26 protein-coding genes and 1 pseudogene are annotated in these 23,647 nt (G+C 68.9%); 12 read left to right on the top strand and 15 right to left on the bottom strand.

What is annotated here, in order from left to right; genetic code table 11:
- The first annotated feature begins 19 nt into the window (after positions 1-19).
- The 3 genes from NMK44_RS25350 (at position 20) to NMK44_RS25340 (ending at position 2,299) form a co-directional block, all read left to right on the top strand.
- On the top strand, positions 20-649 hold the full coding sequence (locus NMK44_RS25350) for a DUF3159 domain-containing protein (protein WP_254747001.1): 630 nt from the start codon (positions 20-22) through the stop codon (positions 647-649).
- A complete protein-coding gene (locus NMK44_RS25345; protein WP_254746999.1) occupies positions 646-1,512 on the top strand; it encodes an MBL fold metallo-hydrolase in 867 nt (288 codons plus the stop codon). The genes NMK44_RS25350 and NMK44_RS25345 overlap by 4 nt, the downstream gene beginning before the upstream one ends.
- Before the next feature lie 154 nt (positions 1,513-1,666).
- A complete protein-coding gene (locus NMK44_RS25340; protein WP_254746997.1) occupies positions 1,667-2,299 on the top strand; it encodes a TetR/AcrR family transcriptional regulator in 633 nt (210 codons plus the stop codon).
- Between the two features lie 64 nt (positions 2,300-2,363).
- Here the strand turns inward: NMK44_RS25340 and NMK44_RS25335 are convergent, their stop codons facing one another.
- Positions 2,364-4,589, bottom strand: coding sequence for a serine/threonine protein kinase (locus tag NMK44_RS25335; protein WP_254746995.1), 2,226 nt, complete (start codon positions 4,587-4,589; stop codon positions 2,364-2,366).
- Positions 4,590-4,890: 301 nt separating this feature from the next.
- Here NMK44_RS25335 and NMK44_RS25330 point away from each other — a divergent pair, with 301 nt between their 5' ends.
- Positions 4,891-5,481: a TetR/AcrR family transcriptional regulator gene (locus tag NMK44_RS25330; RefSeq protein ID WP_254746994.1), complete on the top strand. Its 591-nt coding sequence runs from the start codon at positions 4,891-4,893 to the stop codon at positions 5,479-5,481.
- A 55-nt stretch (positions 5,482-5,536) separates the two neighbouring features.
- On the opposite strand, the gene NMK44_RS25325 is transcribed toward NMK44_RS25330, so the two are convergent.
- Both NMK44_RS25325 and NMK44_RS25320 read right to left on the bottom strand, forming a co-directional pair.
- On the bottom strand, positions 5,537-6,169 hold the full coding sequence (locus NMK44_RS25325; RefSeq protein WP_254746992.1) for a hypothetical protein: 633 nt from the start codon (positions 6,167-6,169) through the stop codon (positions 5,537-5,539).
- A gap of 25 nt (positions 6,170-6,194) precedes the next feature.
- Complete coding sequence (locus NMK44_RS25320; RefSeq protein ID WP_254746990.1) at positions 6,195-7,118, bottom strand: NAD(P)/FAD-dependent oxidoreductase; 924 nt, start codon at positions 7,116-7,118, stop codon at positions 6,195-6,197.
- Between the two features lie 97 nt (positions 7,119-7,215).
- Here NMK44_RS25320 and NMK44_RS25315 point away from each other — a divergent pair, with 97 nt between their 5' ends.
- From NMK44_RS25315 to NMK44_RS25305, 3 genes are read left to right on the top strand one after another with little or no spacing between them, the layout of a single operon-like run.
- Positions 7,216-7,887 (top strand): SAM-dependent methyltransferase, encoded by a 672-nt coding sequence (locus NMK44_RS25315; RefSeq protein ID WP_254746988.1) that lies wholly within the window; start codon positions 7,216-7,218, stop codon positions 7,885-7,887.
- A 37-nt stretch (positions 7,888-7,924) separates the two neighbouring features.
- Positions 7,925-8,524: a TetR/AcrR family transcriptional regulator gene (locus tag NMK44_RS25310; protein ID WP_254746986.1), complete on the top strand. Its 600-nt coding sequence runs from the start codon at positions 7,925-7,927 to the stop codon at positions 8,522-8,524.
- Positions 8,525-8,563: 39 nt separating this feature from the next.
- Complete coding sequence (locus NMK44_RS25305) at positions 8,564-8,818, top strand: hypothetical protein (protein WP_254746984.1); 255 nt, start codon at positions 8,564-8,566, stop codon at positions 8,816-8,818.
- On the opposite strand, the gene NMK44_RS25300 is transcribed toward NMK44_RS25305, so the two are convergent.
- The 4 genes from NMK44_RS25300 to NMK44_RS25285 all read right to left on the bottom strand — a co-directional run bounded on the left by NMK44_RS25300 (position 8,808) and on the right by NMK44_RS25285 (position 11,741).
- A complete protein-coding gene (locus NMK44_RS25300) occupies positions 8,808-9,305 on the bottom strand; it encodes a peptidylprolyl isomerase (RefSeq protein ID WP_254746983.1) in 498 nt (165 codons plus the stop codon). The genes NMK44_RS25305 and NMK44_RS25300 overlap by 11 nt on opposite strands.
- A gap of 128 nt (positions 9,306-9,433) precedes the next feature.
- Entirely contained in the window at positions 9,434-9,994 is a 561-nt protein-coding gene (locus NMK44_RS25295) for a hypothetical protein (RefSeq protein WP_254746982.1), read from the bottom strand.
- 165 nt (positions 9,995-10,159) lie between these two features.
- The gene (locus tag NMK44_RS25290) at positions 10,160-11,416 is read right to left on the bottom strand and encodes an FAD-dependent oxidoreductase (protein ID WP_254746981.1); all 1,257 of its coding nucleotides are present in this window, start codon (positions 11,414-11,416) and stop codon (positions 10,160-10,162) included.
- 37 nt (positions 11,417-11,453) lie between these two features.
- On the bottom strand, positions 11,454-11,741 hold the full coding sequence (locus NMK44_RS25285; RefSeq protein WP_254746979.1) for a putative quinol monooxygenase: 288 nt from the start codon (positions 11,739-11,741) through the stop codon (positions 11,454-11,456).
- A 142-nt stretch (positions 11,742-11,883) separates the two neighbouring features.
- Between NMK44_RS25285 and NMK44_RS25280 the strand changes: the two genes are divergently transcribed.
- Entirely contained in the window at positions 11,884-12,558 is a 675-nt protein-coding gene (locus NMK44_RS25280) for a TetR/AcrR family transcriptional regulator (RefSeq protein WP_254746977.1), read from the top strand.
- A gap of 202 nt (positions 12,559-12,760) precedes the next feature.
- The gene (locus NMK44_RS25275; protein WP_254746975.1) at positions 12,761-13,756 is read left to right on the top strand and encodes a fumarylacetoacetate hydrolase family protein; all 996 of its coding nucleotides are present in this window, start codon (positions 12,761-12,763) and stop codon (positions 13,754-13,756) included.
- Between the two features lie 134 nt (positions 13,757-13,890).
- On the opposite strand, the gene NMK44_RS25270 is transcribed toward NMK44_RS25275, so the two are convergent.
- Both NMK44_RS25270 and NMK44_RS25265 read right to left on the bottom strand, forming a co-directional pair.
- Entirely contained in the window at positions 13,891-15,120 is a 1,230-nt protein-coding gene (locus NMK44_RS25270; protein ID WP_254746973.1) for an FAD-dependent monooxygenase, read from the bottom strand.
- Positions 15,117-16,514: an MFS transporter gene (locus NMK44_RS25265; protein ID WP_254747267.1), complete on the bottom strand. Its 1,398-nt coding sequence runs from the start codon at positions 16,512-16,514 to the stop codon at positions 15,117-15,119. The genes NMK44_RS25270 and NMK44_RS25265 overlap by 4 nt, the downstream gene beginning before the upstream one ends.
- Positions 16,515-16,803: 289 nt before the next feature.
- Here NMK44_RS25265 and NMK44_RS25260 point away from each other — a divergent pair, with 289 nt between their 5' ends.
- Positions 16,804-17,436, top strand: a complete 633-nt coding sequence (locus NMK44_RS25260) for a TetR/AcrR family transcriptional regulator (protein WP_254746971.1) — start codon at positions 16,804-16,806, stop codon at positions 17,434-17,436.
- Between the two features lie 66 nt (positions 17,437-17,502).
- Positions 17,503-18,114 carry an SUKH-4 family immunity protein gene (locus NMK44_RS25255; protein WP_254746969.1) on the top strand — a complete coding sequence of 204 codons (612 nt, stop codon included), beginning with the start codon at positions 17,503-17,505 and terminating at the stop codon, positions 18,112-18,114.
- Between the two features lie 109 nt (positions 18,115-18,223).
- Here NMK44_RS25255 and NMK44_RS25250 read toward each other — a convergent pair whose 3' ends face one another.
- Positions 18,224-18,589 (bottom strand): darcynin family protein, encoded by a 366-nt coding sequence (locus NMK44_RS25250; protein ID WP_254746967.1) that lies wholly within the window; start codon positions 18,587-18,589, stop codon positions 18,224-18,226.
- A gap of 28 nt (positions 18,590-18,617) precedes the next feature.
- Positions 18,618-19,511, bottom strand: a complete 894-nt coding sequence (locus NMK44_RS25245; RefSeq protein ID WP_254746965.1) for an NAD(P)H-binding protein — start codon at positions 19,509-19,511, stop codon at positions 18,618-18,620.
- A 102-nt stretch (positions 19,512-19,613) separates the two neighbouring features.
- Here NMK44_RS25245 and NMK44_RS25240 point away from each other — a divergent pair, with 102 nt between their 5' ends.
- Positions 19,614-20,579 carry a LysR family transcriptional regulator gene (locus tag NMK44_RS25240; RefSeq protein ID WP_254746963.1) on the top strand — a complete coding sequence of 322 codons (966 nt, stop codon included), beginning with the start codon at positions 19,614-19,616 and terminating at the stop codon, positions 20,577-20,579.
- A 12-nt stretch (positions 20,580-20,591) separates the two neighbouring features.
- On the opposite strand, the gene NMK44_RS25235 is transcribed toward NMK44_RS25240, so the two are convergent.
- The 4 genes and pseudogenes from NMK44_RS25235 to NMK44_RS25220 all read right to left on the bottom strand — a co-directional run.
- The gene (locus tag NMK44_RS25235) at positions 20,592-21,071 is read right to left on the bottom strand and encodes a hypothetical protein (protein ID WP_254746961.1); all 480 of its coding nucleotides are present in this window, start codon (positions 21,069-21,071) and stop codon (positions 20,592-20,594) included.
- 263 nt (positions 21,072-21,334) lie between these two features.
- Positions 21,335-22,960 (bottom strand): monocarboxylic acid transporter, encoded by a 1,626-nt coding sequence (locus tag NMK44_RS25230; RefSeq protein WP_254746959.1) that lies wholly within the window; start codon positions 22,958-22,960, stop codon positions 21,335-21,337.
- Positions 22,957-23,310: a DUF485 domain-containing protein gene (locus tag NMK44_RS25225; RefSeq protein ID WP_254746957.1), complete on the bottom strand. Its 354-nt coding sequence runs from the start codon at positions 23,308-23,310 to the stop codon at positions 22,957-22,959. Before NMK44_RS25225 ends, NMK44_RS25230 begins: the two co-directional genes overlap by 4 nt.
- Before the next feature lie 229 nt (positions 23,311-23,539).
- Positions 23,540-23,647: pseudogene (locus NMK44_RS25220) on the bottom strand (IS5/IS1182 family transposase); the annotation flags it as partial.

The raw sequence follows: 23,647 nt of genomic DNA, 5'->3' as shown, positions 1-23,647 counted from the left end.
GCGCCGACCTGCGCGACCGATGACCTTCGCCACCGCAGACGGGCTGCGCAAGACATTCGACGCCGGTGCGCCGATCGCCGCCTTCCTCGTCGGACATGGCCTGCGGGGGACGATCGCGGGTGCGGCCGCCGCCACCGCCGTCGCCCTCGTCATCGCCTGCTGGCGTCTCCTGCACGGCCGTCAGATACGGCTCATCGGCGTGTCACTGGGCATCGTGCTCATCCACTCCCTGTTCGCCTACCAGACAGGCGAAGGACGGGACTTCTTCCTCCCGGACCTGCTGATGAACGGCGTGTTGACCGTCGCCTTCGGCGGCTCCCTCCTCACCGGCCGCCCCCTGACCGGACTGATCTCCCGCTGGTCGGGGAGCGAGGTACCCACTTGGTACCGCGATCGGGACAGGCTGCGGCTGCACCGCAAGCTGACCCTGCTGTGGCTCGGACTGTGGTGCCTGCATCTCGCACTGTTGCTGCCGCTCTACGCCGCCGACGCAGTGGTCGCCCTCGGCATCGCGTCGATCACGACGGGCAAGCCCGCCGTCCTGGTCTGCGCGGTGCTGTCCTGGCGCGTCGTACGGCGCGGCGCCGCCTCTCCGGCTTCCCTCTCCCCTGCTGTCGCCACCGCGCAAGACAAGGAACCCCACTCATGACGACCACGGTCACCCTCACCGGAACCGGAGTGCCCTATCCGGAGCCGGGCCGTGCCGGCGCCGGTACGCTCGTACGCCACGGCGACATCGCCCTGCAGTTCGACACGGGCCGGGCCACCACACTGCGCCTGGCGGAAGCCGGTCTGCGCCCCTACGAACTCAGCGCGGTCTTCGTCACCCATGTGCACAGCGATCACGTGGTGGACCTGCCCGACCTCACCATGGTGCGCTGGGTGCAGAGCGCCGTCTTCCCGGCCGGGCCGCTGCCGGTGCTGGCCCCGGCCGGCGAGGCGATCAGCTTCCTGAACCGGATGCTCGACCCGTACACCGGCGACATCGAAGCCCGCATGGCCCATGTCCAGTCGGAGACGCCCTCAGCGGCCATCACATCGTTCCGCGTACCGGCGACGCCGCAGGAAGTGTGGCGCAGCGCGGACGGCTCGGTGACGGTGTCCGCGGTCGGTGTGCACCACGAGCCGGTGAAGGAGGCGGTCGCCTACCGGATCGACACTCCGGACGGCGCGGTCGTCGTCTCCGGCGACACCCGGGTCTGCGCGGAGGTCGAGGACTTGTGCCGTGGCGCCCAGGTACTGGTCCATGAGGCGTGCCGCATCACCGCGCTCGAGGAGGCGATCCGCGGCTCCGTCTTCGAGAAGATCTTCGACTACCACGCCGACACGGTGGCACTCGGCGCGATGGCCAAGCGCGCCGGAGTGCCACACACCGTCCTGACCCACCTGATCCCGGCACCGTCGACACCCGAGGACGAGGCGGCGTTCGAGCAGGACCTCAGGGAGGGCGGCTACGAAGGAAAGGTGTCGGTGGGCCGGGACCTGATGGGCTTCGAACTCACCGGGGAGTGAGACAGGCCGGGCGGTTCGGGCATGGCCCGAACTGCCCGGCCGCGCCGGTCGCGGTCTTCCGCCGTACGCTCCCGGATGGCTCTGTTGCACGACGCATGGGCATGCCACAGAACTGAGATAGCCATCAGAAGTGTGACTGGCTATGATCTCCGTCATGCCGACAGCTCAACAGCCCATGAACCGACTCGACCGGCGCAAGGCCCGCACCCGTCAGGCACTCATCGACGCGGCCCGCGCCTTCCTCGCCGAGCACGGCATGGCGGAAGTCAGCATCCAGGACCTCACGGAGGCCGCGGACGTCGGCTTCGGCTCCTTCTACAACCACTTCACCAGCAAGTCGGAGCTGTTCCACGCCGCCATCGCCGAAGTACTCGAAGAGCACGGCCAGCTTCTCGACGAAGTCACCGCCGGCATCGAGGACCCGGCCGAGGTCTTCGCCACCTCGGTACGCAAGACCGCTCGGCTGATCTGGACCCACCCCCAGATGGCCCGGATTCTCGCGCAGACCGGCCTGTCCTATCTGACGTCGGAGAAAGGCCTGGTCCCCCGGGCGTTGCGGGACATCAAGCGCGGCGTCGAAGCCGGCCGCTTCCACGTCGACAACCCCTACGTCGCCGTCGCCACCACCGCCGGCTCCCTGCACGCTCTGATCAACCTCTGGCTCGGCAACCCCGAGCTCGTGGACGAGGCCGCCTGCGACGAGCTCACCGAGCAGGTCCTGCGCATGCTCGGCATGACCCGCCGCTCCGCGCACGCCATCGTCAACCGCCCCCTCCCTCAGGGCTGAGCCGGCCAACCCCGGCCCCGCCCCGACGGACGGGTGCGCCGTCGGCGTCGCTCCGGTCGGCGTGTCAGTCGTACGCCTTCATGCACAGCAGGGTCGCACCGTCATCCACCTTCGTGGACCAGTAGGTATTGGAGTCGTACTGCCCGTGGCGGCAGACATCGGCGCCACCGCCGCTGGCCCGGTAGATGTCGGTGACGACCAGGATCTCGTTGTACGCCGCGGGGACCCGCCGGTCCGTGCAGTTAGGGGACGACAGCATCGCGACACTGCTGACATCGGTTCCCTGGCGCTTGGCGAGCAGGCAGTCGCCCTGGTGGTACTGGCCGGTGAGGCAGAGCGCGGACCGCTGGCCGCTGCTGGTGGAGTAGTACGACCAAGTGGCCTTGGCCGTGCCGGAGGTGCAATTGCCGGTGGTGCCGACAACCTTCACTCGGCTTCCGTAGCCGCAGGACGTCGTGTTCGGTTCGTCCTCGCTCCAGTCGTACTTCGTGAGACCGCCGTAACCGGTGTCGACCACGTCCAGGCAGTCGCCGTACGACACCGCTTTGAAGGCGGATTCGGTGGGGTCGGGCGTGGGAGAGCTGGTGGTCGGGTCGGGTTCGGGCGTGGTGTCGTCCGAGTCGCCGTACGACGAGCCGGAGGAGGTGTCGCTGTCGGTGCCACTGTCCCCGAGGCCGTCCCCGAGGCCGCTGGATCCACTGCCACTGGATCCGCCGCTGGTGGACAAGGTGGTCACCCGCGAGGTGGGGGTGCCCTTGGAGGTGTCGTCGTCCTTCTTCTCCCAGGGCTGCCAGATCAGGATTCCGATCACGAGCGCGGCCACGAGCACGCCGCCCCAGCCTTCCGAGGAATCCGATGTCTTGGCCGGCTTCGACGTCGCTCCAGGCTTCGGGACGGTCTTGGGCGTCGAGATGGTGCTGGTGCTCTTGCCCGTCGCCGAGGTCTGGGTCTTCGCCTGCTGTAAGCGTTCCTGCTCCTTGCGCTTCTTCTCTCGCTCCCGTTCCTTCTGTTCCCTTTCCTTCCTCTCACGCTCCCTCTGCGCCTTCTCCTCCTTCTCCTTCCTCTCCCGTTCCCTGCGTTCTCTCTCCCTGCGCTGCGCCGCTTCCTTACGCGCAACTTCCCTGCGCCTGCGCTCCTCCTCCGCGCGGCGCGCGAATTCCCGCGCCTCCGCCTGCTCCCGCTCCTCGGCCTGCGCCCGCACCAGGGCGTCGCGCTGGCGTCGCAGGGCCTCCAACTGCTCGCGCATCCCGCTAATGGCCTCGTCCGCGCCCTCCGCGGTACCTCCGGCCTCGACCCGGGTCGGCGCCTCGGCGGCGTCGAAGTCCACCGCTCCCGCCTGGAGTTGACGGCCCTGCTCCGCGTACTCCTCGATCAGCTCCGTCCAGGGCCGCGGAAGCCACCGGTTGTCGCCCCGGCCCCCCGTCGTCCGGTCGAGATGATCCAGAGCCTCCTGGAGCACCACGGACGGAGCGGGACGCCTTTCGGGATCGACTTCCAGCAGGGGAAGGACCAGCGGTTCCAGTTCCGGCGGCAGCCCGCTGACGTCGAGCTCGCCGCGCTGGACGAGAGCCAGCACCCCGATGGAATGGTCGGTCTGCGCATACGGCGGCCGGCCCACCGCGAGGAAGAAGAGCGTGGCGCCCAGGGAGTACATGTCGGACGCCGCGGTGGACTTCCGTCCGCACGCCTGCTCCGGTGATGCGAACGCGAAGGTGCCGATGGTCGTCGTGGAGCTGGTGTGGTCGTGAGCGTGCGAGATGCCGAAGTCGATCAGACGGGGACCATCATGGGGCAGCAGGACGTTCAGGGGTTTGACATCCCGGTGGACGACTCCCAGACCGTGCAGTTCCTTGAGCGCTCGCGCGGCTTCGGCGGCCACCCACCGCACACCATCGACGGGCAGCGTCCCGGCGCTGACAACGAGCTCGGCCAGGCTCGGCGCCGGAATGAACTCGATGGCGAGCCAGGGGCGTTCCGCCCTGGGGTCGGCGTCGAGCACCGTGGCCGTGCAGGCACTGTCGACGCGCCCCGCCAGCTCCACCTCGCGGGCGAACCGCTCCCGGTCCGGCCTGCTCACGACGCCCTCGGCCAGGAGCGTCTTGACCGCGACGAGCCCGTGGTCCACGACGGTTCCCGTGGGCCCCGCGACGCCGGCGGGGGTTCCGGGCGCCTCCTGCCGGGCGAGATAGATGCGCCCCATCCCGCCGGTGGCGATCCGCCGCAGCAGCCGGTAGGGACCCAGTCGCCGCGGATCGCTGGATTCGAGTGAAAAGAGCTTCATCCCGGTCATGCGGCGTCACTCCTCATATGCGTCCCCCGTCCATGCCGTTGTCCGGATGTGCCGGATGGCCCGACGCGCCAGTGCGAGTGCCGCACGGCGGCGAACGGGCGCGGGCCGCGCCGCCTCCGTTGGCGGACACGGTTCGTCACGGCAGCGGAGGCATGCGTACGGCGCGGGACCAGTCTGATGTCCCCTCACCCGGCAGTGGAAGTGGTTTCTGGAAAATATTCCAGAACGGTTGACTTATGCTGGCCGAGGCGAGGACCCGGAGTCCTCCATTCAGCACCGTCGGACCGGGGACGTGTTCTCGATGAGCCCGAAGCAGCAGCGCGGCGAGGCCACCGTCGAACAGGTTCTGGACTCCGCGCTGCGCATCTACACCTCCTCCGGTGAAGCCGGCCTCACCGTCGGCACGATCACCAAGAGCAGCGGCGTCAGCGCCGGGAGCGTCTACCACCATTTCGGCAGCCTCCAAGGGGTGCTCAGCGCACTCGCCCTGCGCTGTCTGGGCCAACTCCTGGAGGAACTCGCCACCGCGCTCCAGGCGACGGCCGATGCGCGCTCCGGGGTCCGGGCCGTCGTCCGGGCCTACCTGACATTCGTCCGGACCCACCCGGACGAGGCCCGGCTGCTGCACTCCGCCACGATCGACCATGAGTTCATGTCCCGGGGCGATCAGATCCGGGACTCCCAGGAGGCTCGCCTGACACTCTTCGCGCTCTGGATACACGCACGTCAGGACGCAGGCGAGCTCGCCGCCCTGCCCGGACCCCTCATCGAGTCCCTCGTCCTCGGCCCGACAACGGCGGTCGCCCGCCGTTGGCTGACCATGGGAGACGTCGACATCGAGGAAGCCGCACGGACACTGCCCGATCGCATCTGGCACTCGGTCAGCCCCTGACCTGCATACGGTGCGAACAGGGGCACGATGCGGAGACAAGCCCGGACCACAGTGTCTACCGCTCGTGCGTGTGGGGGCGGAGGCGGAAGAGGTAGGCGGTGGCGGGGTGGGTGTAGGCGGCACCTCTGCCGGTGGTGTGGAGTTGTTCACGGGTGGGGTGGGGCGGGCGTTTGGGTTGCAGGAAGCGGTCGAGGTCGTCGGTGGTGAGGCGGTAGCGGCCGGAACGGTGGTGGACGACGGCGGCGAGCCGGTAGCGGGGGTCGAGGTGGGCGAGGCCGGCGTCGGCGTGGCTGTTGTTGGCCAGGAGCCAGCCTTCCGGGCGCAGGCAGCGGGTGGCAGGTTCGGAGACGGGGCCCGCGTACAGGGAGATGACCAGATCCCACTCGGCCGCGGAGAGATCCGTGAGGGTACGGGTGTAGTCGCCGGGCACGTACGCGATGCGGGGGTGTTCGGGGTATTGCTTGTGCCGGGTGGCGTGGTGGGTGGCGCCGGGGCCCTGGAAGGCTTTGGAGGCGCGGGTGTCGGCGTCGAGGTATGTGACGTCGGGCCAGATGCAGGAGGGGGCGAGGTCGAGGTAGCTGCCGGGGTACAGGACGCGGCGGGCTCCGGTGTGGGCGGCCACGGCCTGGTAGAGGGCGCTGCGGTCCCCGATGCGCTCGATGTAGTCGGTGAAGTCTCGCTCGGTCACGGAGGGATCCGGTGGGTCGGGGCGGTCAGGCCGGGTGGGCGAAGTGGATGGCGTCGGCAGCCGTGGCGCCGGCTCCGGCGGCGTTCATGGCGCCCTGTTCCCAGGCGGTGGTGAGGTCGCCCGCCGCATACAGGCCGGGGACGCTGGTCTGCTGGTCGGCCCCGACGATGACGAATCCATCGTCGTCAAGGACGAGGCCGAGGGTGTCGGCGAGGTGGGTGACGAGCGGGACCTGCCGCTGCGGCGGGGCCCACAGCAGGGTCTGCCTGTCGATCCGAGTGCCGTCGGCCATCTCCACCGCGTACAGCTCGCCGTCGTGGTGATGCAGCCGGGCGATCTCCCCTTGCACGAGATCGTTGCCCGCGGCCCGCAGGGCTCGCCGGGCCTCCTCCGCACGGTCCATACCGGGCGGGGCGATGGCGATCACGTCGGCGGACCAGGCCCTGAATCCGGTGGCGGCCCTCGCGGCATAGTCGGCGTCGTCGGCGACCAGGCCCCAGGTGCGCCCCGCGTTCTCCCAGCCGACGCAGAACGGGCAGTGGATGACGGTGCGGCCCCAGCATGCGGTGAAGCCCTCGACGTCTTCCGGGTGGATGTCCACGACGCCGGTGGCCAGCAGGACGGTCCGGGACCACGCCTGCGTGCCGTCGCCGAGCACCGTACGGAATCCGCCCTCCGGCAGCGGGGCGATGTCGTCGGCGCCGGTGTCCCGGCGCTCGGCCAGCCCATAGGCGTCCAGCTCGGCCCAGGCCCGCGCACGGACCTCGGCCGGGGTGGCACCCTCCAGCCCGATAACGCCGTGGACCCCGCGGGAGGCCGCGTTACGAGGCGCGGCCGGGGACTCCGCGACCAGGGTCCGGTGGCGGTAGCGGGTCAGGGCCAGAGCCGCGGTGAGTCCTGCGGGCCCGCCTCCGACAATCACGGTGTCGTACGGCGCGATGTGGTTCAAGGGGTGCCTCCAGGGTGGGCTTGACGAAAACGAATGACCAGCGGTCATACTACTGACCAACGGTCATTCGATCGCTTCCCTTCCCTCAGGAGGAAACGTGACGCAGCACACACGCTCCACCCCCGACCAGCCCGCCGCACCGCATATCGACTTCGACTGGGATGACATCTACCGCGGTGACGGCAGCGACAGCGCCGCCTCCGACACGCTCCTGCTGACCCCGGCCGAAAGTCTCACGCCGGGACGGGCCCTGGACCTGGGCTGCGGCGCCGGCGGCAACGCCCTCGCCCTCGCGGAGCGCGGCTGGCGAGTCACCGGCGTGGACATCTCACCCCGGGCCATCGCCGGCACCAGGACCACCGCCTGCACCCGCGGCCTGGACGACCGGATCGAACTCGCCGTCGCCGACAGCGCCACCTGGCGGCCCGAAACCACGCACGGCTTCGTCCTCAGCTCCTACGCCCTGCCACCCCGCGGCCCCGCCCGCACCGCCACCCTCACCACCCTGGCCGCGGCCCTCGCGCCCGGCGCGGTCCTGGCCCTGGGCGAATGGGACGAGGAGGCCTGCGACTGGGGGAAGCCCGGGGACCTGGCCACCCTCGATGAGCTGACCGAAGCCTTCACCGGCCTCGGCCTGCAGATCGTGCGGGCCGAACGCAGGCAGGTATCCGTGCACCAGCACCCCGGCCACGAGCGGGAGCCGGCCGAGGACCACGCCGTGATCGTGATCGCCCGCAGGCCGCATGACACCCTGGAGGCCACAGACTGACCGGCCGCCAGTCAGTCCCCACCCTTGAGGAGAGCCCGTGCCCGCGGAGAAGTCCGCATCAGCCCAGCCGACCGGACGCTTCCAGCCGCCGGATGTCCGCCGCCGTCAGATCCTCGATGCCACGGCCGGCCTGCTACTGGACGACGGCTACGAAGCCCTGACCATCAGCAAGGTCGCCGCCCGCGCGGGTGTCGCCAAGGGCACGGTCTACCTCTACTTCGACTCCAAGCAAGAACTGCTCGCCGCCCTCCAGGCCGAGATGTGGGACCGCATGCTCCAGCAGCCCACCGCCCTGCTCCAGCAGGCGGAGCTGACCTGGACCGAACGCCTCGACGGACTCGTCGCCGCGTGGATCACCGCCGAGCAGGACCACCACGAGCTCTACCACCGGCTCTTCCATGAACTCGGCACAGCGGCGGGCGAGGAACCCATGAACGCCGCCCGTGACCTGCTGGTCACCCTCCTCAGCGAAGGCCACACAGCCGGAGAGTTCGACGTCGCCGACCCCGAACTGACCGCCGACTTTCTCACCCACGCCTACGCCGGCCCCTGCCACCAGCACTCCGGCAACGACGTCACCCTCGCCGTCCAGGCCCTCTTCCGCCGCGTCGTCGCCGCCCGTCCAGACAGGTCGTAGACGCTCTGGAGAGGGCCGTGAGGAGTTCGACTTCGTATCGTGGTGCGGCAGGTTCTCGGCGATGGTGGGGCGAAGTCCATCGCCGTGACGTACTCGGGCTTGGCCATGTTCCCGGTGCCGGCACGGGCGGTCCTGCACCTCGCGCAACCCATCCTGGTGGGCTACGTCGCCGCCTCGGCCGCGGCGGCCGGGCCCATCTCCGACCGCGGCTGCCACGTCGCGGGCCGGGAGGCGGGCAGCCAGCCCCGCGCTACCAGCGGGCTGGCTGCCGATGTCCCCGGACTCAGCCGGTGACGACGCCGCTCTCCTCGATGATGACCTTCTTGGCGGGCGCGCCGGAGTGGCTGCCGAGCGCCTCGATCGCCTTGACGACGTCCTCGCCTTCGACGACCTCGCCGAACACCACGTGCTTGCCGTCCAGCCACGGCGTCACCACGGTGGTGACGAAGAACTGCGAGCCGTTGGAGTTCGGGCCGGCGTTGGCCATGCTGAGCAGGAAGGGCTTGTCATGCTTGAGCTGGAAGTTCTCGTCCGCGAACTTCGCACCGTAGATGCTCTTGCCGCCGGTGCCGTTGCCGTTGGTGAAGTCACCGCCCTGCAGCATGAACTCGGGGATGACGCGGTGGAAGGGTGCGCCCTGGTAACCGAACCCGTTCTGACCGGTGGCCAGCTCACGGAAGTTGCGTGCCGTCTTGGGCACCACGTCGTCGAAGAGACGGAAGACGATGCGACCGAGGTCCTCACCGTTGGCCGAGACCTTGAAATATACGTTGTCACTCATACCTCAGATTCTCCACAACGGATCAAGCTAAGTCGAAACAGCCCCTCCGTACGGGTCGACGGTGGTTCCGGCGAAACCCGGGCAGAGCGGGCAGGCCCGCCCCGCCCCGTCGGCTCACCGCTTGGCGGTCACCGCCCGATCGGCTTTATGGAGATGATCCTCTCCGCATCGCGGGAACCGAGCACGGAGAGCTTGGTCTCCGTGCCATCACCCCAGGTCAGCGTGGTGACGGCGGAGTAGTTGTTGCCATTTCCGTTGTCGGTGACGGTCCACTTCACCGGCACGTTCTGTGAGCGCAGAACGCCATCAGCGTTGTGACTCCGCTCCCAGTCCATCAGCGACTCGTCCAGCCGCGGGGAGAGGTAGTGCCTGCGGAGCACGGTCGACAGCGCGCCGCTGCCCTCGTCGTTCCTCGCGTCCTTCCGTGCGTCGATGTACGCACCGAAGAAGTCGCTCACCCTGGTGAGCGGAGAGGTGGGGCTGCCGGACACCTTCTCCGGGAACGCCTGCTTCGTATTGCCCTGGGCGGCCTTGGTCTTCGCCGCGGCGGCCTGCGCCGCCACCGGCTGCCGGTCCGACCGGTCCGCCTCGGAGGCGGAACTCGGCATCGCCGCCACGGTCAGCGACACAAGCGCGGCGGCTACTCCCCCGGTCGTCACCAGCTTGACGCGGGTCATCTTCTTGCTCATCCCCATGGCTTCCTCTCCCCGGCTTCCCCGCCCCTGCCGTGCGGTCCGATGGACCGTCCCGCCTGACGTGAAGCCCACAACTGCATGAGGCTGCCGGACGGACTCCGGCAGCGCTTGCTCTCAATGGGTTCACGTCCGGCGGCCCAGGAACGTTACCGATCAATTTCAGATCTGGCTGCGAGCCGCGGTGAATGCCTGTTCGGCGATGTCGATCTCGTCGAGCTGCTTGAGGATCTCGCCGGGGGTGCCCTCGCCGACGACTTTCTGAAGAAGCGGGGTTCGATCGAAGATCGCGTCGCGAACCAGGCGCAGCGGAGCGGGGGCGTGGTGGAAGACCTTGCCGAGCGCCCAGGCGGTCTGGGACTGGCGGGAGGTGTGGGGCTTGCGCGGTGTCTCGAACGCCTGGAGGGCTTCGGCGACGGTGGTGTGGTCGGTCAGGTCGCGACCGGCGAGTCGACGGCCGAGGAAGTAGCCGTCCTCCGTGGCCATTCCGGCACCATAAGCGGCGTACGGCGAGGTGGGGTGGGCTGCGTCACCGATGACCGTGATGCGCCCCTGGGACCACTGCCTGAGGGGCTTGCGGTCGCGGATGGGCCAGCTCTGGACGTGCTGGGGGTCGGTGGCGGCGATGAGGGACGGCAAGGGATCGGGGAAGGGGACGGCGAGCCGCGTCGCGGCAGCGTGGAGGTCCGTGGGCACGGGCGTGTCGACGGGGTGGGCGTGCAGAACCCACCACTGGAAGCCGTCGCGGCCCTTGCTGCGGATGGAAGTCCAGGCGCCCTGCACGGTGCGGCTGTGAGTGAGAACGCACAGGCCGCGGGTGGCGGTAGGGGGCTCCTCGAAGGTGTAGCCGCCGTAGAGCTGGAGGTTGTGCGGGCGGATCGGCGTCTCTCCCCATATGGCGCGGCGGGTCAGGGAGTTGATTCCGTCGGCCCCGATGACGACATCAGCCTCGTGGACGGTGCCGTCGGCGAGGTGCAGGCGGGCGGAGCGCGTGTCCTGCTCGATGCGCTCGACGCGGCACTCCGTGTGCAGGACACCTTCGGGAAGGGCAGCAGCGAGGCGCTCGTAGAGGTCGGGCCTGAGCAGGCCGATGAAGCCGCCGCCGTAGTCGCGGATGACGTGCTCGGGCAACGGGACGCGGACGCGCTGCCTGCCCTTCAGGTTGCGGAAGATGCTCTCGCACGGGGCGCCGAGATCGTCGATGTCCACGCCGAGCAGACCGAGTGCCTTGATGGGAGCCGGCCACAGGTTGAGGATGTTGCCTGCCGGACGCGCCTGGGAGTTGCGCTCGAAGAGGGTGACCTGGTGGCCGGCCTGGTGGACGGAGAGGGCAGCGGCCATGCCGGCGGGGCCGGCGCCGATGATGGCGACGCGGCCGGGGGCCGGGGCGCTCGGGGTGGGCGAAGGGGTCGGGGACATCGCGGCTCTTCTCTGCAAGTGATGGTCGGGGCGCAGGTCAGTCGATGGTCGTGTGGAAGGTCATGACGGGTTCGCCGTCGGTGAGGCCCTGCACACACGACAGGAACTTGCTGGTGTGGTCGTGGGCCATATGAGCGTCCAGCGCGGCGCGATCTCTCCAGATCTCCGTGCAGGTGATCTCGGAAGGGTCCTCCAGGGCGGCGGCGAAGGCGTAGCTCAGACATCCGCTGTCGCCCCGGGACTCGCGGGCCATCTCCATGGCTGCGGAGATCAACCGGTCACGTGCGCCCTCCGTGGCGCGGGCACGGCTCAGCACGATCAGCATCCGCCCTCCTCCTTGAAACCGTAGTGCGTACTACGGTTATTAGAGCGGCTGATGAGCGGCCCTTGTCAACAGGGGCGAGCAGGATTTCCCCGGCGTCCGGTCCGGGAGCCCGGCGAGCCACGGGACCGGGGAGAATGAGGGCATGGCCACCTCAGCAGCCCGCAGCGGCGATCTGGAGATCCGCGAACCCCGGCAGGAGCGCACCCGCCGGGCCTGGGCCAGAATCCTGGACGCCGGAGTGGCCCTCGTGGAAGAGGGTGGCTACGAGGCGTTCACGATCGCCGCCCTGTGCGAGAAGGCGCAGGTGCCGCCGAGAGCGCTGTATGACCGCACCACCAACAAGGACGCGCTGTTCCTCGCCGTCTACGAGCACGGGATCGCGCGGATCACCGCCGAGGAGCAGGTCTTCCGCGACCCGGCGCCCTGGGTGGATCTGTCGCCTGCTGCTCTCGTCACGGCGGCGGTCTCCGAACTCACCGCACTCTTCCGGCGCCACGCAGCATTCCTCAAGCCCGTCGTGCTGCTCTCCGGCGTCCATCCCGAGGTTCTGCGGCGCGGCCGGGCGCATGTGCATTCGCTCGCCGACGCCTTCAGCGGCCTCCTGCTGGAGCACACCCGGGAGGGGATCACCCAGCCCGACCCGGAGCAGGCTGTACGCCAGTGCTTCGCCACCGTGTTCTCCGCCTGCGTCCTGCGCACTGCCCACGGAGCCGACTTCGCCACCACCGAGGTCGACCATGACACCTTCACCGCCTATCTGGCGCTCACGGCCCGCCGCGCCCTGCTCGCCCACGACGGCCCGACCGCCGACAGCTGACCCGGGTCGGCGGAGCGCCGGCGGGAGCTGGGCGACGGCTGGACTGAGGTGCAGACAGGCGATTTGCACGGCGCTCCCTCTAGGACGGACGCCTCCCACCTGGGAAAATCTATGCGATGGATGACAGTAATCCATAGAATCCATTTCCCTGATTGCGATGGGAGGGCTCAGATTGGTCTCAGGCAACCAGGAGGACATTCCGGTGGAACCTCGATCCGCGTCCGAGCTCTTCGCCGCGCCCTTCGCGCTCTCCACCCTCGCGGACTCCGACGGTCCCGCGTTCCCCGCGCTCGTCGTCCCCGACGGTGAAGCGGTGGACCTCCGCGGCGTGTTCGGCAATCCGCGGCTCACCGTTCTGGATCTGTTGGACGGCTGGGACGAGAACCTTCCGAGGCTGCGGGCCCTCGCCTCGGACGAGACGCTCGCATGGACCGGCCTCGGCGGCCTCCACGTGTGCGCACCCGTCGCCCCGCGCCAAGTGCTGCAGTCGGGCTCCGACTTCCGGCAGCATGCGATCGACCTCGACCTGGACCGCCGGGTCCCGGGCGACAAGCGGCCCGACGAGGAGCGGCATCGGGGAGCCGCCGAGATCACGGCTCGGCGGCCTGCCGAGGATCTCCCCTACGTCTTCATCGGACTGCCGAGCGCGATCACCGGTCCCTACGACGACGTCGTGCTGCCCGCCTGGGCGGAGAAGCCCGACTGGAAACTGGAACTCGCCGTCGTCATCGGACGGCCGGCGCACCGTGTCTCCGTCGAGGACGCCCCTCGGTACATCGCCGGATACACGATCGCCAACGACCTCACCGACCGTGCCACCGTATTCCGCCGCGACATGGGGGCGATCGGCACCGACTGGCTGCGCAGCAAGAACGCACCCGGCTTCACCCCGCTCGGCCCGTGGATCGTCCCGGCCGAGTCGATGGCCCACCCGGACGACCTGCGGGTGACTCTCAAGCTCAACGGCGAGACCCTGCAGGACGAATCCACTACGGACATGACCTTCAAGGCCGCCCGCGTGGTGTCCTACACGTCGCAGACCGCGCAGCTCCTGCCCGGCGACCTCGTGCTGACCGGCAGCCCGGCGAGCAAGGGCATGCGCTGGGGACGGCTGCTGCGCGACGGTGACGTCATGGAGGGCACCGTCACCGGCCTCGGCGTCCAGCGCACCCGCTGCCTGGCGGAGGCATCCTCGTGAGGCGCCACCGGACCACGCCGGCGCACGCCGTGCTCGACACCGACCCCACCGCCGGGAACCGGGGCTTCTCGCACGGCATCGGCGGCGTCGACCACGGTCGGGCATGGAACGCGGCGCGGCGCGCGAGCGCGAGCTCATGTCACGGGCATGAATTCGGGCAGGGCGAGAGCCGAATGAGCCGGTCGTCCCTCCCTGGGTGGCATGGCGCTGAGATTGCGCAGCATGGTGTTGCGCTGCTCCAGGGCCCGGGCGGTGGTCGGGAAGAGCGCGGCATCGCCCTCGCCGACCTGCTCCTGGTTCACGGTCACGAACCCACGGGTGTTCTGCTCGTAGGCGGCGAAGCCCGCGGCGTGGTCCCGGCCGGCCAGCGAACCGGCGAGCATGTAGGCGCCGACGAGCGCGAGGCTGGAGCCCTGTCCGGTGAGGAACGAGGGTGCATACGCGGCGTCGCCCACCAGCGCGACCCTGCCGCTGGACCAGCGGGGCAGACGGATCTGGCTGACCACGTCGAAGAACAGGTCATCCGCCTCACGCATGGCGGCAACCATCCCCGGAACCTCCCATCCCGCGTCAGCGAAGACCGCGGCGACCAGGTCCCGTTGGGCTTCCGGGTTCCGGAACGCGTCGAACGGTGGTTCCGGGCGGGCGAAGTTCAGGAAGGCGTGTACTTCGTCCCTGTTCCCCACGGCGTAGAGCGCCGCGGCCCTGCCCGGGGTGTTCCACATCATGAGCTCGTGGGAGAGCCCGAAGGTGTTGCGCATGGTGAACCCGGCGAAGCAGTAGCCGAGGTACCGGTGGAACTGCTCTTCGGGGCCGAACAGGAACTCGCGGGTACGTGAGTGCAGACCGTCCGCACCGAACACCATGTCGAACGTACGCCTGCCGCCCCCGCGGAAGGTGACGTCGACTCCGTGGCCGGACTGGTCGAGGGTGTCGATGGAGTCGTCGAACACGAACTCCACGTCGTCACGGACCGCCGCGTGGAGAGCGTCGGTCAGATCCCCGCGCCGCACCTCCAGGTCCTCTCCCGCGACACCGCCGGTGACCGCGTGCGGGTTGACCGAGGCCACCACGCTGCCGTCCTCTTCGAGGAAGGTCAGCCGGCGCACGTCGACGTGTGCGTCCCGCAGTCGCGGCAGGATCCCCATCTTCCGGACCACTTCGAGTGCGGTGCCACGCACGTCGATGGGGTAACCACCATCACGAAGTGTGCTCGCCTTCTCGACCACCGTGACCGCGAATCCGTAGCGGTTCAGCCAGAACGCGAGCGCGGGCCCCGCGATGCTGGCCCCGGATATCAGGGCCGTGCGCCTCGGCGCGGTACGGACATCACGGATATCCCTGAGCTGATCGGTGCGGGTCATTCCTTGACTCCTTTGCTCATGGTGCGGGTGACAAGCAGGGACAGGGCCGTGACGGCAGCGGCGATGACGAAGCCGGTGACGAAGGCCGATTCGGCCGGGACATCCGACCCGGAGGGGGTACCGGCGGTGAGGATCGCCGCACTGATCTGCGCACCCACGGCAAAGCCGAGCACGCGAGTCACCAAGACGAGGCTGGTGGCGATGCCGGTGTCACTGTGCTCGACGGATGTGGCGGTGTTGGTCACCATCGCCGTGACGCACAGGCCGTTGGCGAGCGCGATCATCGCCTTGCCGAGGATGAGGTGCCAGACCTCGGTGTGCACGGCTGCCAGGGCGATCAGGGCGATGACCATGATGACGACCCCGGTGGTGACCATGGCACGTGAGCCGAAACGCCGTGCCCCGATGCCACTGATCGGCCCGGCCAGCGACGCGGCCACGGCGCCGGGCAGCAGGAAGAAGCCGATCTCGGTGGCGCTGGCCCCGAATCCGTACGCGTCGGCGGGCACATCGAACAGCTGCGGGACCAGATAGACCGCCACCGAGGTACCGAGGCAGATCACGAACGTCAGCACGCATGACTTCCACACCGCAGGCCGTGCCAGCATGCGCAGATCGACCATCGGCGAGGCCGCACGACGCTCAACGGCTATCCAACCGGCCACGAAGGCTGCCAGCACCACGATGAGGAAACCGAGCACCAGCGGCTGTGAGCCGATGTCGGGCGCCACCGCGAGTACGAGCATGAGCGTGACCAGCGTTCCGCTCAAGAGAACCAAACCGGGCCAGTCGACCCCGGCGTCGTCCGACCGGCCGGGCGGGTCGTGCGGCATCAACCTGTTCACCAGCAGGGTGGACCCGATGACCGCGAACGTCGGCAGCGCGAACATCCAGTGCCGTGAGAGCCCTTCGGCGACGGGGCCGGCCGACAGCGTTCCCGCCATCCCGCCCCCCACGAATAACCCGCTGACCACTCCGATGGCCACTTTCGCCTCGCCCGCGGGGAGATGTTTGCGCACCAGGATGAACGACAGGGGCAGCGCGCCCACCATCGCGCCCTGCAGTACCTGACCGAGCAGCAGCACCGGCAGGTTCGGCGCCATGGCGGACACCAGGCCACCGGTGCACACCACCGCCATGAGCCGGATCAGGACCCGTTTTCCGCCGTAGCGGTCGCCGAACTTGCCTGCGACCGGTGTGATGAGCGCGCCGGTGATGAGGAGCACGATGCTGAGTAACGCCCCTTCGGACGGACTCATGTCCAGCTCGCGTTGCAGGAGCGGGAGCGTCGGCGTCACCACCGACTCCAAGGCACCGGTGGCGACTGCCAGCATGCCGAGGGCGCCGACAGCGGCCCTCCCGATACGAACCGGTGGAGCGAGAGTTGCGGTCATGGACATCCTTTCCGTTACTGCGGGGCGAGCAGGGCGGGGTGAGGGCCGGCCGTACGCGTAGCGCTGCCGTCGTGCCGGGCCCGGCGGGGACACACGGGCGGGGTGTGCGTGGTGCGTGGTGCTTCTTCCGCGGACAGGTCCGGAGGCGTCCCGCGGAGTGAACTCAGGTAAGCGGTGACGGAGGTGACGCGTGCACAGCTCCGCCGGGGTGGAGCCGGTGTACGAGTGCGGCGCGCCCCGAGCCATTATTACACTACACCGTGCAGTGTAGAACGGTTAGGATGTGCCCATGCCGACCACAAAGACGCTGCGCGAGGGGTCCACGCTGAAGCGGGCCGCCATCCTCTCGGCAGCCCGGGAACTGTTCCTCGCCGATGGCTTCGACCGCACCAGCGTCGACGCGGTCGCCGCCCGGGCCGAGGTGTCCAAGCGGACGGTCTACGACTACTTCGGCGACAAGCAGACACTGCTGCGGGCGGTCGTCGACGCCATCGGCCAGTCCCTGATCACCACGATCCGGCGCACCCTCGACGACACCCTCACCGACCCCACCGGGGCAGCCGACCTCGAGGACGCCCTGACCGCGTTCTCGATGCGCATCGCGACCGACATGCTCGGCTCGGCGGAGTACACGACACTGCAACGACTGGTCCGGGCTGAATCCGGCAACCTGCCGCACCCGGGGTACAACTCCATGGCCGACGCCCCCGACGAGGCGATCGCCGAGCGGTTGGCCGCTTTCGCCGCGGCCGGGCTGCTCGACGTCCCCGATCCCCGGCTCGCGGCCGACCAGTTCATCGCACTGACCTTCGGTGTGGCGCTGGACAGGCTCGGTTCCGCGAACGCCGCGGAGGACTCCCGCGTCCGGCCGCTCATCGTCGAGGGAGTGCGGACCTTTCTCCGGGCGTACCGCAGCGCGTAGGCGATCGCTTCCCTCCATGGAGAGTCCCGCGACGCGTGTGCCGCCGCGGAGTTCGGAGTTCCGGCAGTGCTTTTCGATGTCACCCGCAGCGGGCTCGTCGACGTCTTCGGTGAGGGCCGGATCGTGACGCTGCCCGCCGCCGCCTTCCCGTCCTCCGCCGTGGACAGCGAGGGCGCCTGCCTCCTTCGGACCGTCGGTGTCCCCACCGGGACGCTCTGGCTGCGTGAGCCCGACGAGGACACCGGCCGGCCGGCCCTCGTCCAGGACGTCGTCGACGTCGAGGACTTCGAGGACGCCTCGGAGGACGCGGGCGAATGGCCCGTCATCGGCTGGCTGCTCAACGCCCACCTCGCCCTCGACCCCGGTTCCGGCAAGGTGCACGCTTTTGACGCCGACGTGGAGACCGTGCGGGAACTCCACACGGATGTCTCCTCCCTCGTCCAGGTCTCCCTCCGGTTCCAGCGTCTGCTCGAGGAGTTCACCTTCAGCGGCGACGACGGCGATGAGGAGGCCGACTTCGAGCGCCTGGAGCGCGAGGTCGAGCGCATCCGCCACGAGACGAGCAGCATTGACCCGCTCCCCTTCCAGGACGACGAGACCGTCTGGTCGGTGGTGGGCGATGAGATCGCCGCGGGCCGGCGTTTCAAGGGCAACAGCCCGGGAGCCCGCTCGCTCTAAGGGTGACCGCGGGCCGATGTCGCCCACGACCGTGGTTCTCCTTGCTCCGATGCCCTCCGGCCGGTGGTGGCCAGAGGGCATCGGATCGGGCGGGCGGGACGGCAGTGTGTCAGGTGGTGATGGTGGCGACGGGTTCGAGGCCGTAGCTGCGGGCGTAGCCGTTCTCGGTACCGACGAGGAGGTCGACGATCTCGAAGTAGCGGTCCCAGAAGGGGGTTTCACGCAACGCGTCGATCAGGAGCTGGTAGGCGTGGTGGTCCTCGGCCTCCCACACCCAGACGTCGGTGACGCGCGCGGAGTAGAACTCCGTGTCGTAGAAGCGTGACCGGACGCCGGTGGTCCTGGCCTCGATCGCGGGCAGGACCTGGGTGGTGAAGGCGTCGACGCGTTGCTGGACGGTCAGAGCGAGCCACTCAGGTGTCGTCTTGACGAGCATGAACGCCGTGACCGGCGGTTCGGTCATATCAGCGGGCATCAGGGTGCCTCCGAGATGGCAGTGGGCTTCAGGAGAGGACGGCGGGCTTGAGGGTCTGTTCGCACCACTGCTCGAAGCTGGTGGGGGAAGCGGTGTCCGGGGTACGGGCGACGCCGGCGTCCAGGCCCTGGTCCTTGGCTCGCTTCATGTCGACCATGGCGTGGACGAATGCCTCGTTGAGGCCGTAGCCGACGAGGGTGGTGTGCAGCTCGTCGGGCGACTGGCGTTCGTAGCGGACGGGACGGCCGAGCTGTTCGGTCATGATGCGGGCCACTTCGTTGGGGGACATGTCCCGCGGCCCGAGGACCGGGACGCTGCCGATCCCGGTCCATGAGCGGTCCAGGAGCAGGCCGGCCGCTACGGCCGCGATGTCGGCGGTGGCCACGAACGGGGCCTTGCGGTCGGCGTCGGCCGAGTCGGTGAAGACGCCCTTCTCGCGGATCGAGTCGGACTCCTCCAGGAGGTTCTCGAAGAAGGACGGGTTGGCCAGGGCCCGGTAGGCGACGCCGCTGTCGGCGATGAGGTCGTCCAGGGCGAGGGAGGCGGTGACGAGACCGGCCCGGCCGGCGAGCGGGGTACCGCGGCCGAGTGCGGAGACGCCGACGACATGGCCGACGCCGTGGGCGGCGAACGCCCTGACGGCGGGCCCGCTGAAGCCGCTGTAGGCATCCTGGGGAGTCAGGGCGGCGTCCGGAGGAACGAGCCAGAAGACGGCGTCCGCTCCCTCGAAGGCCCGGTCGACGACCGCGGCGTCTCCGTGCGAGCCGACGATCACCTCGACGCGTCCATGCGCCGCGTCCGGAAGCCGGGAAGGGTCGCGCACGATCACGCGTAGTTCCTCGCCTGCGGCGGGGGCGGACTCCAGGAGCCGGGAGAGCAGATGACGGCCGATGTTCCCGGTGGGAGCAGTAATGACGATCATAAAAACCTCGCAGGTCGCGCTGTTCGGTACACCCCCATCCTGTGAAGGACAACAGTGTTGCCACAATGGGAACTTCGGCAAGGAATCATTGACTGAAGTGGAATGATGCTGGTGAACAGCCCGGATTCGGCCCTCGATGCCAATCTCGCCATCGCGTTGGACGCCCTGCTGGCCGAGCACAGCGTCACCAGGGCCGCCACCCGCCTGCACACCTCGCCCGCCGCCATGAGTCGCACGCTCGCCCGTCTGCGCCGCACCTTGCAGGATCCGCTGCTGGTCCGGGCCGGGCAGGCCATGGTGCCCACCCCGCGTGCGGAGGCCCTGCGCGAGGAAGTCGCAGCCGTGGTGCAGCGCCTCGAAGCCCTGCTCAGCCCCGACACCGGCGTCGACCCCGCCACCTTGCGCAGTACATTCACCCTCCAGACCGCCGACCTGGTCGGCTCGGCGCTGGCCCCCGGGCTGCTGCGCCTGGCCGAGCAGGAGGCACCGGGGGTCTCGTTCCGGCTCCGGGCTGAGGAGTTGGAGGCCGGCCCCGCGCTGCGCGACGGCCGGATCGACCTGGAGGTCGGGTCCATCGACCATGTGGACCCCGAGACCAGGGTCGAGGAACTGGTCAGCCTCCGCATGGTGGCGGCCGTCCGGCCCGGCCATCCGCTGGCCGAAGGCCCCCTGACCTCGGCCCGGCTCGCCGCCGCCCAGCACGTCGCGGTCAGCCGCCGCGGCCGGTTCACCGGTCCCCTCGATACCGCCCTGGCCGAGCAGAACCTTCATCGGCGGGTCGGTATCGTCCTCCCCAGCCACCTGGCCGCCATGACCCTCGCCGCTCGCAGCGACATGGTGTGCCTCGTCCCTGCCGCGCTTCCCGGCGCCGCCCCCTCGCCCCTCACCGACGACGCCATCGGCCTCGGACTGCGCCTCCTGGACATCCCCCTGACGCTGCCGCCCATTACCGTCGGCATGGCCTGGCATCCCCGCCACGCAGCCGACAGAGCCCACCACTGGCTCCGCAACGCCATCCGCCGAACGCTCCGCACCTCCGGGAACACCACCACGCGACGGGGCGTGTGAGCGGCGGAGTGTCTACCCGGTGGCGACACCGGGATCAGCTGCGGCAACTCCCTCGGCCAGCTTCTTGAGCGTCAGAAGCTGCTTGCGCATCATGATGAGATCTCCCCAGGCGAGGAGCCGTCGGAGCAGCCTTCGGCCTGCCGTTCCGCCCGTCTCGACGACCACCTTGACGACCAGACGGGATCCCTTGCCGCGCGGGCGCACGGTGTAGCTCACGGCCATGTGGCCGTACCGCCTCGCGTGGGCTTCGGGGAGGACACCGGTGATGTGTGCGTCAGTCGTGAAGCTCGCGATCTCGAAGACGAGGAACTGCTGCCCGACGGACAGGTCCGGCAGCCTGGAGAGAAGGACGCGTGGGCTCTTCCGCCCACGGAAGTCGATCCAGTCGTAGCTGTACGGAGCGATGGTCAACTGACGGAGCCAGCCGAAGACGACGTGGGGTGGTGCCGCGACGTCGACTGCCCGTGTCCAGCCCTCGGAACGGGTTCTCACCAGCCGGTCACACGGATACGGCGCACGCTGCTCCGCCCTTGTCGCACCCCAGAATCGCCCGCTCACATCCATGCCACGACCCTATAAGGGCCCCTGATCACCCGCCAGGTCGAGCGAGGCCACCTCAAACACGGCGATGGCGCGCCCACCCGTGCGGGAGTGGCGCGCCATCGTGGAAGGCGGGTGTTCGCAGCTCCCGCCGCGATGGTTGCCCCGGGCTGGAAATCGACCTCGCGACGGACCGTTCGAACAACGTGTGTCCGTCAGTGGGCTCCGTGTCCGGTGAGGGAGCGGACCTCCAGTTCCGCGTACTTCTCGGGGTCCGGTTCCTCCTTGGAGACCATCGTGCCCAGCCAGCCGAGCAGGAAGCCCAGCGGGATGGAGATCAGACCCGGGTTCTCCAGCGGGAACCAGTGGAAGTCGACATCCGGGAACATCGAGGTCTCCTTGCCGGAGACCACCGGCGAGAACAGCACCAGGAAGACCGACGACACCAGCCCGCCGTAGATCGACCACAAGGCGCCCTGGGTGGTGAACCGCTTCCAGAACAAGCTGTAGAGGATCGTCGGGAGATTCGCCGAAGCCGCCACCGCGAACGCCAGCGCCACCAGTCCGGCCACATTCAGATCCCGCGCGAACACTCCCAGCGCGACCGCCACGATTCCGATGCCGACCGTTGCCCAGCGGGCGGCGGAGATCTCCTCCTTCTGCGATGCCTGGCCCTTGCGGATGACATTGGCATACAGATCGTGCGCGAAGGACGACGAGGAGGCCAGGGTGAGCCCGGCGACCACGGCCAGGATGGTCGCGAACGCCACCGCCGAGATCACCGCCAGCAGGATCGCCCCACCGGTGGAATCCGCGCCACCACCGATCTCCTCCGCCAGCAGCGGAGCAGCGGTGTTGCCCGCCTTGTTCGAAGCGATGATGTCATCACGGTTCAGCAGAGCCGCGGCACCGAAACCCAGCGCGATCGTCATCAGATAGAAGCCACCGATGATGCCGATCGCCCAGTTCACCGACTTCCGCGCCGCCTTCGCCGTCGGCACCGTGTAGAAGCGGATCAGGATATGCGGCAGCCCCGCGGTCCCCAGCACCAGCGCAATACCCAGAGAGATGAAGTCCAGCTTGGAGGTCGCGTTGACCCCGTACTTCTGCCCCGGCTCCAGGAACTCCTTGCCCAGACCACTGTTCTTCGCCGCCTCCCCCAACAGGTCGGAGACATTGAAGTTGAACTTCAGCAGCACCAGGAACGTGATCAGCAACGTGCCCGCGATCAGCAGGACAGCCTTGACCATCTGCACCCAGGTGGTTCCCTTCATCCCGCCGATCGAGACATAGAGGATCATCACCACCCCCACCAGGACCACGATCAGGATCTTCCCGGCCTCACTGGTGATCCCCAGCAGCAGCGAGACCAGCACCCCCGCACCGGCCATCTGCGCCAGCAGATAGAAGATCGACACCACGATCGTGGAAACACCCGCGGCCGTACGCACCGGACGCTGGCGCATCCGGTAGGCCAGGACATCGCCCATGGTGTAGCGGCCGGAGTTGCGCAGCGGCTCGGCGACCAGCAGCAGGGCCACCAGCCAGGCGACGAGGAAGCCGATGGAGTACAGGAAGCCGTCGTAGCCGGCCAGGGCGATGGCTCCGGCGATACCCAGGAAGGACGCCGCGGACATGTAGTCCCCGGAGATCGCCAGACCGTTCTGGAAGCCGGAGAACTGGCGTCCGCCGGCATAGAAGTCGTTGGCGTCCTTGGTCTGACGGCCCGCCCACACCGTGATGGCCAGCGTGGCCAGGACGAAGACGCTGAACAGCGTGATGATCAGAGGCCGGTTGTCCGAAGTGCTCTCAACCGCCAGCAGGTGACCCGCGGTGCTCATACCTCACCCTCCATCCGGGCCTTGATGGCCTCCGCCCGCGGATCCAGCTTCGCCGCGGCATGCCGGGAGTACCACCAGGCGATCAGGAAAGTGGTCAGGAACTGGGCCAGCCCGAAGACCAGCGCCACATTGATGTTGCCGACGACCTTGGCCGACATGAAGCCGCCCGCATAGTTCGACAGCAGCACGTACAGCAGGTACCAGGTGACGAACGCGACGGTCAGCGGAAACGCGAACGAGCGGTGGGCGGTACGCAGTTCACCGAATTCGGCGCCCGCCTGCACCTCGGTATAGGACGGGCCAGTGTGCCGCTGATCGCCGGGGCGATCGTTGGCTTGAGCGGTTTGCACGGTATCTCCAGGAAAGTGATTGGTTCAGCCCCTGGATCGTAGGCAGACCCCCCACCACACCGGTGACAGTGCGTGACGACTCTGCGGAAACGACTACAGATTGACGTGCACAGTGCACCTGAAGGGCATCACACACGTCTTCACCTACTTCCCACCGTTGTCAGACCACTGTCAGCCGACCATGGAGGAGCCTCGCCCCCGCCCCTCCCCCTAGGCCGTTTCTTACGGATCACCTCGCGGCCCAGATGTGGATGGCCGCGAGGTGGAGTGCGGCCTGGTAGACGGTTGCGGTCTTGTCGTAGCGCGTGGCGAGGCCGCGCCACTGCTTGAGGCGGTT

This window comes from Streptomyces cucumeris (assembly GCF_024295805.1).
In the GTDB taxonomy this organism is placed as follows: Bacteria; Actinomycetota; Actinomycetes; order Streptomycetales; family Streptomycetaceae; genus Streptomyces; species Streptomyces cucumeris.
Note: the sequence above shows the minus strand (reverse complement) of the source record. Positions and strands in the feature narration are given on the sequence as shown.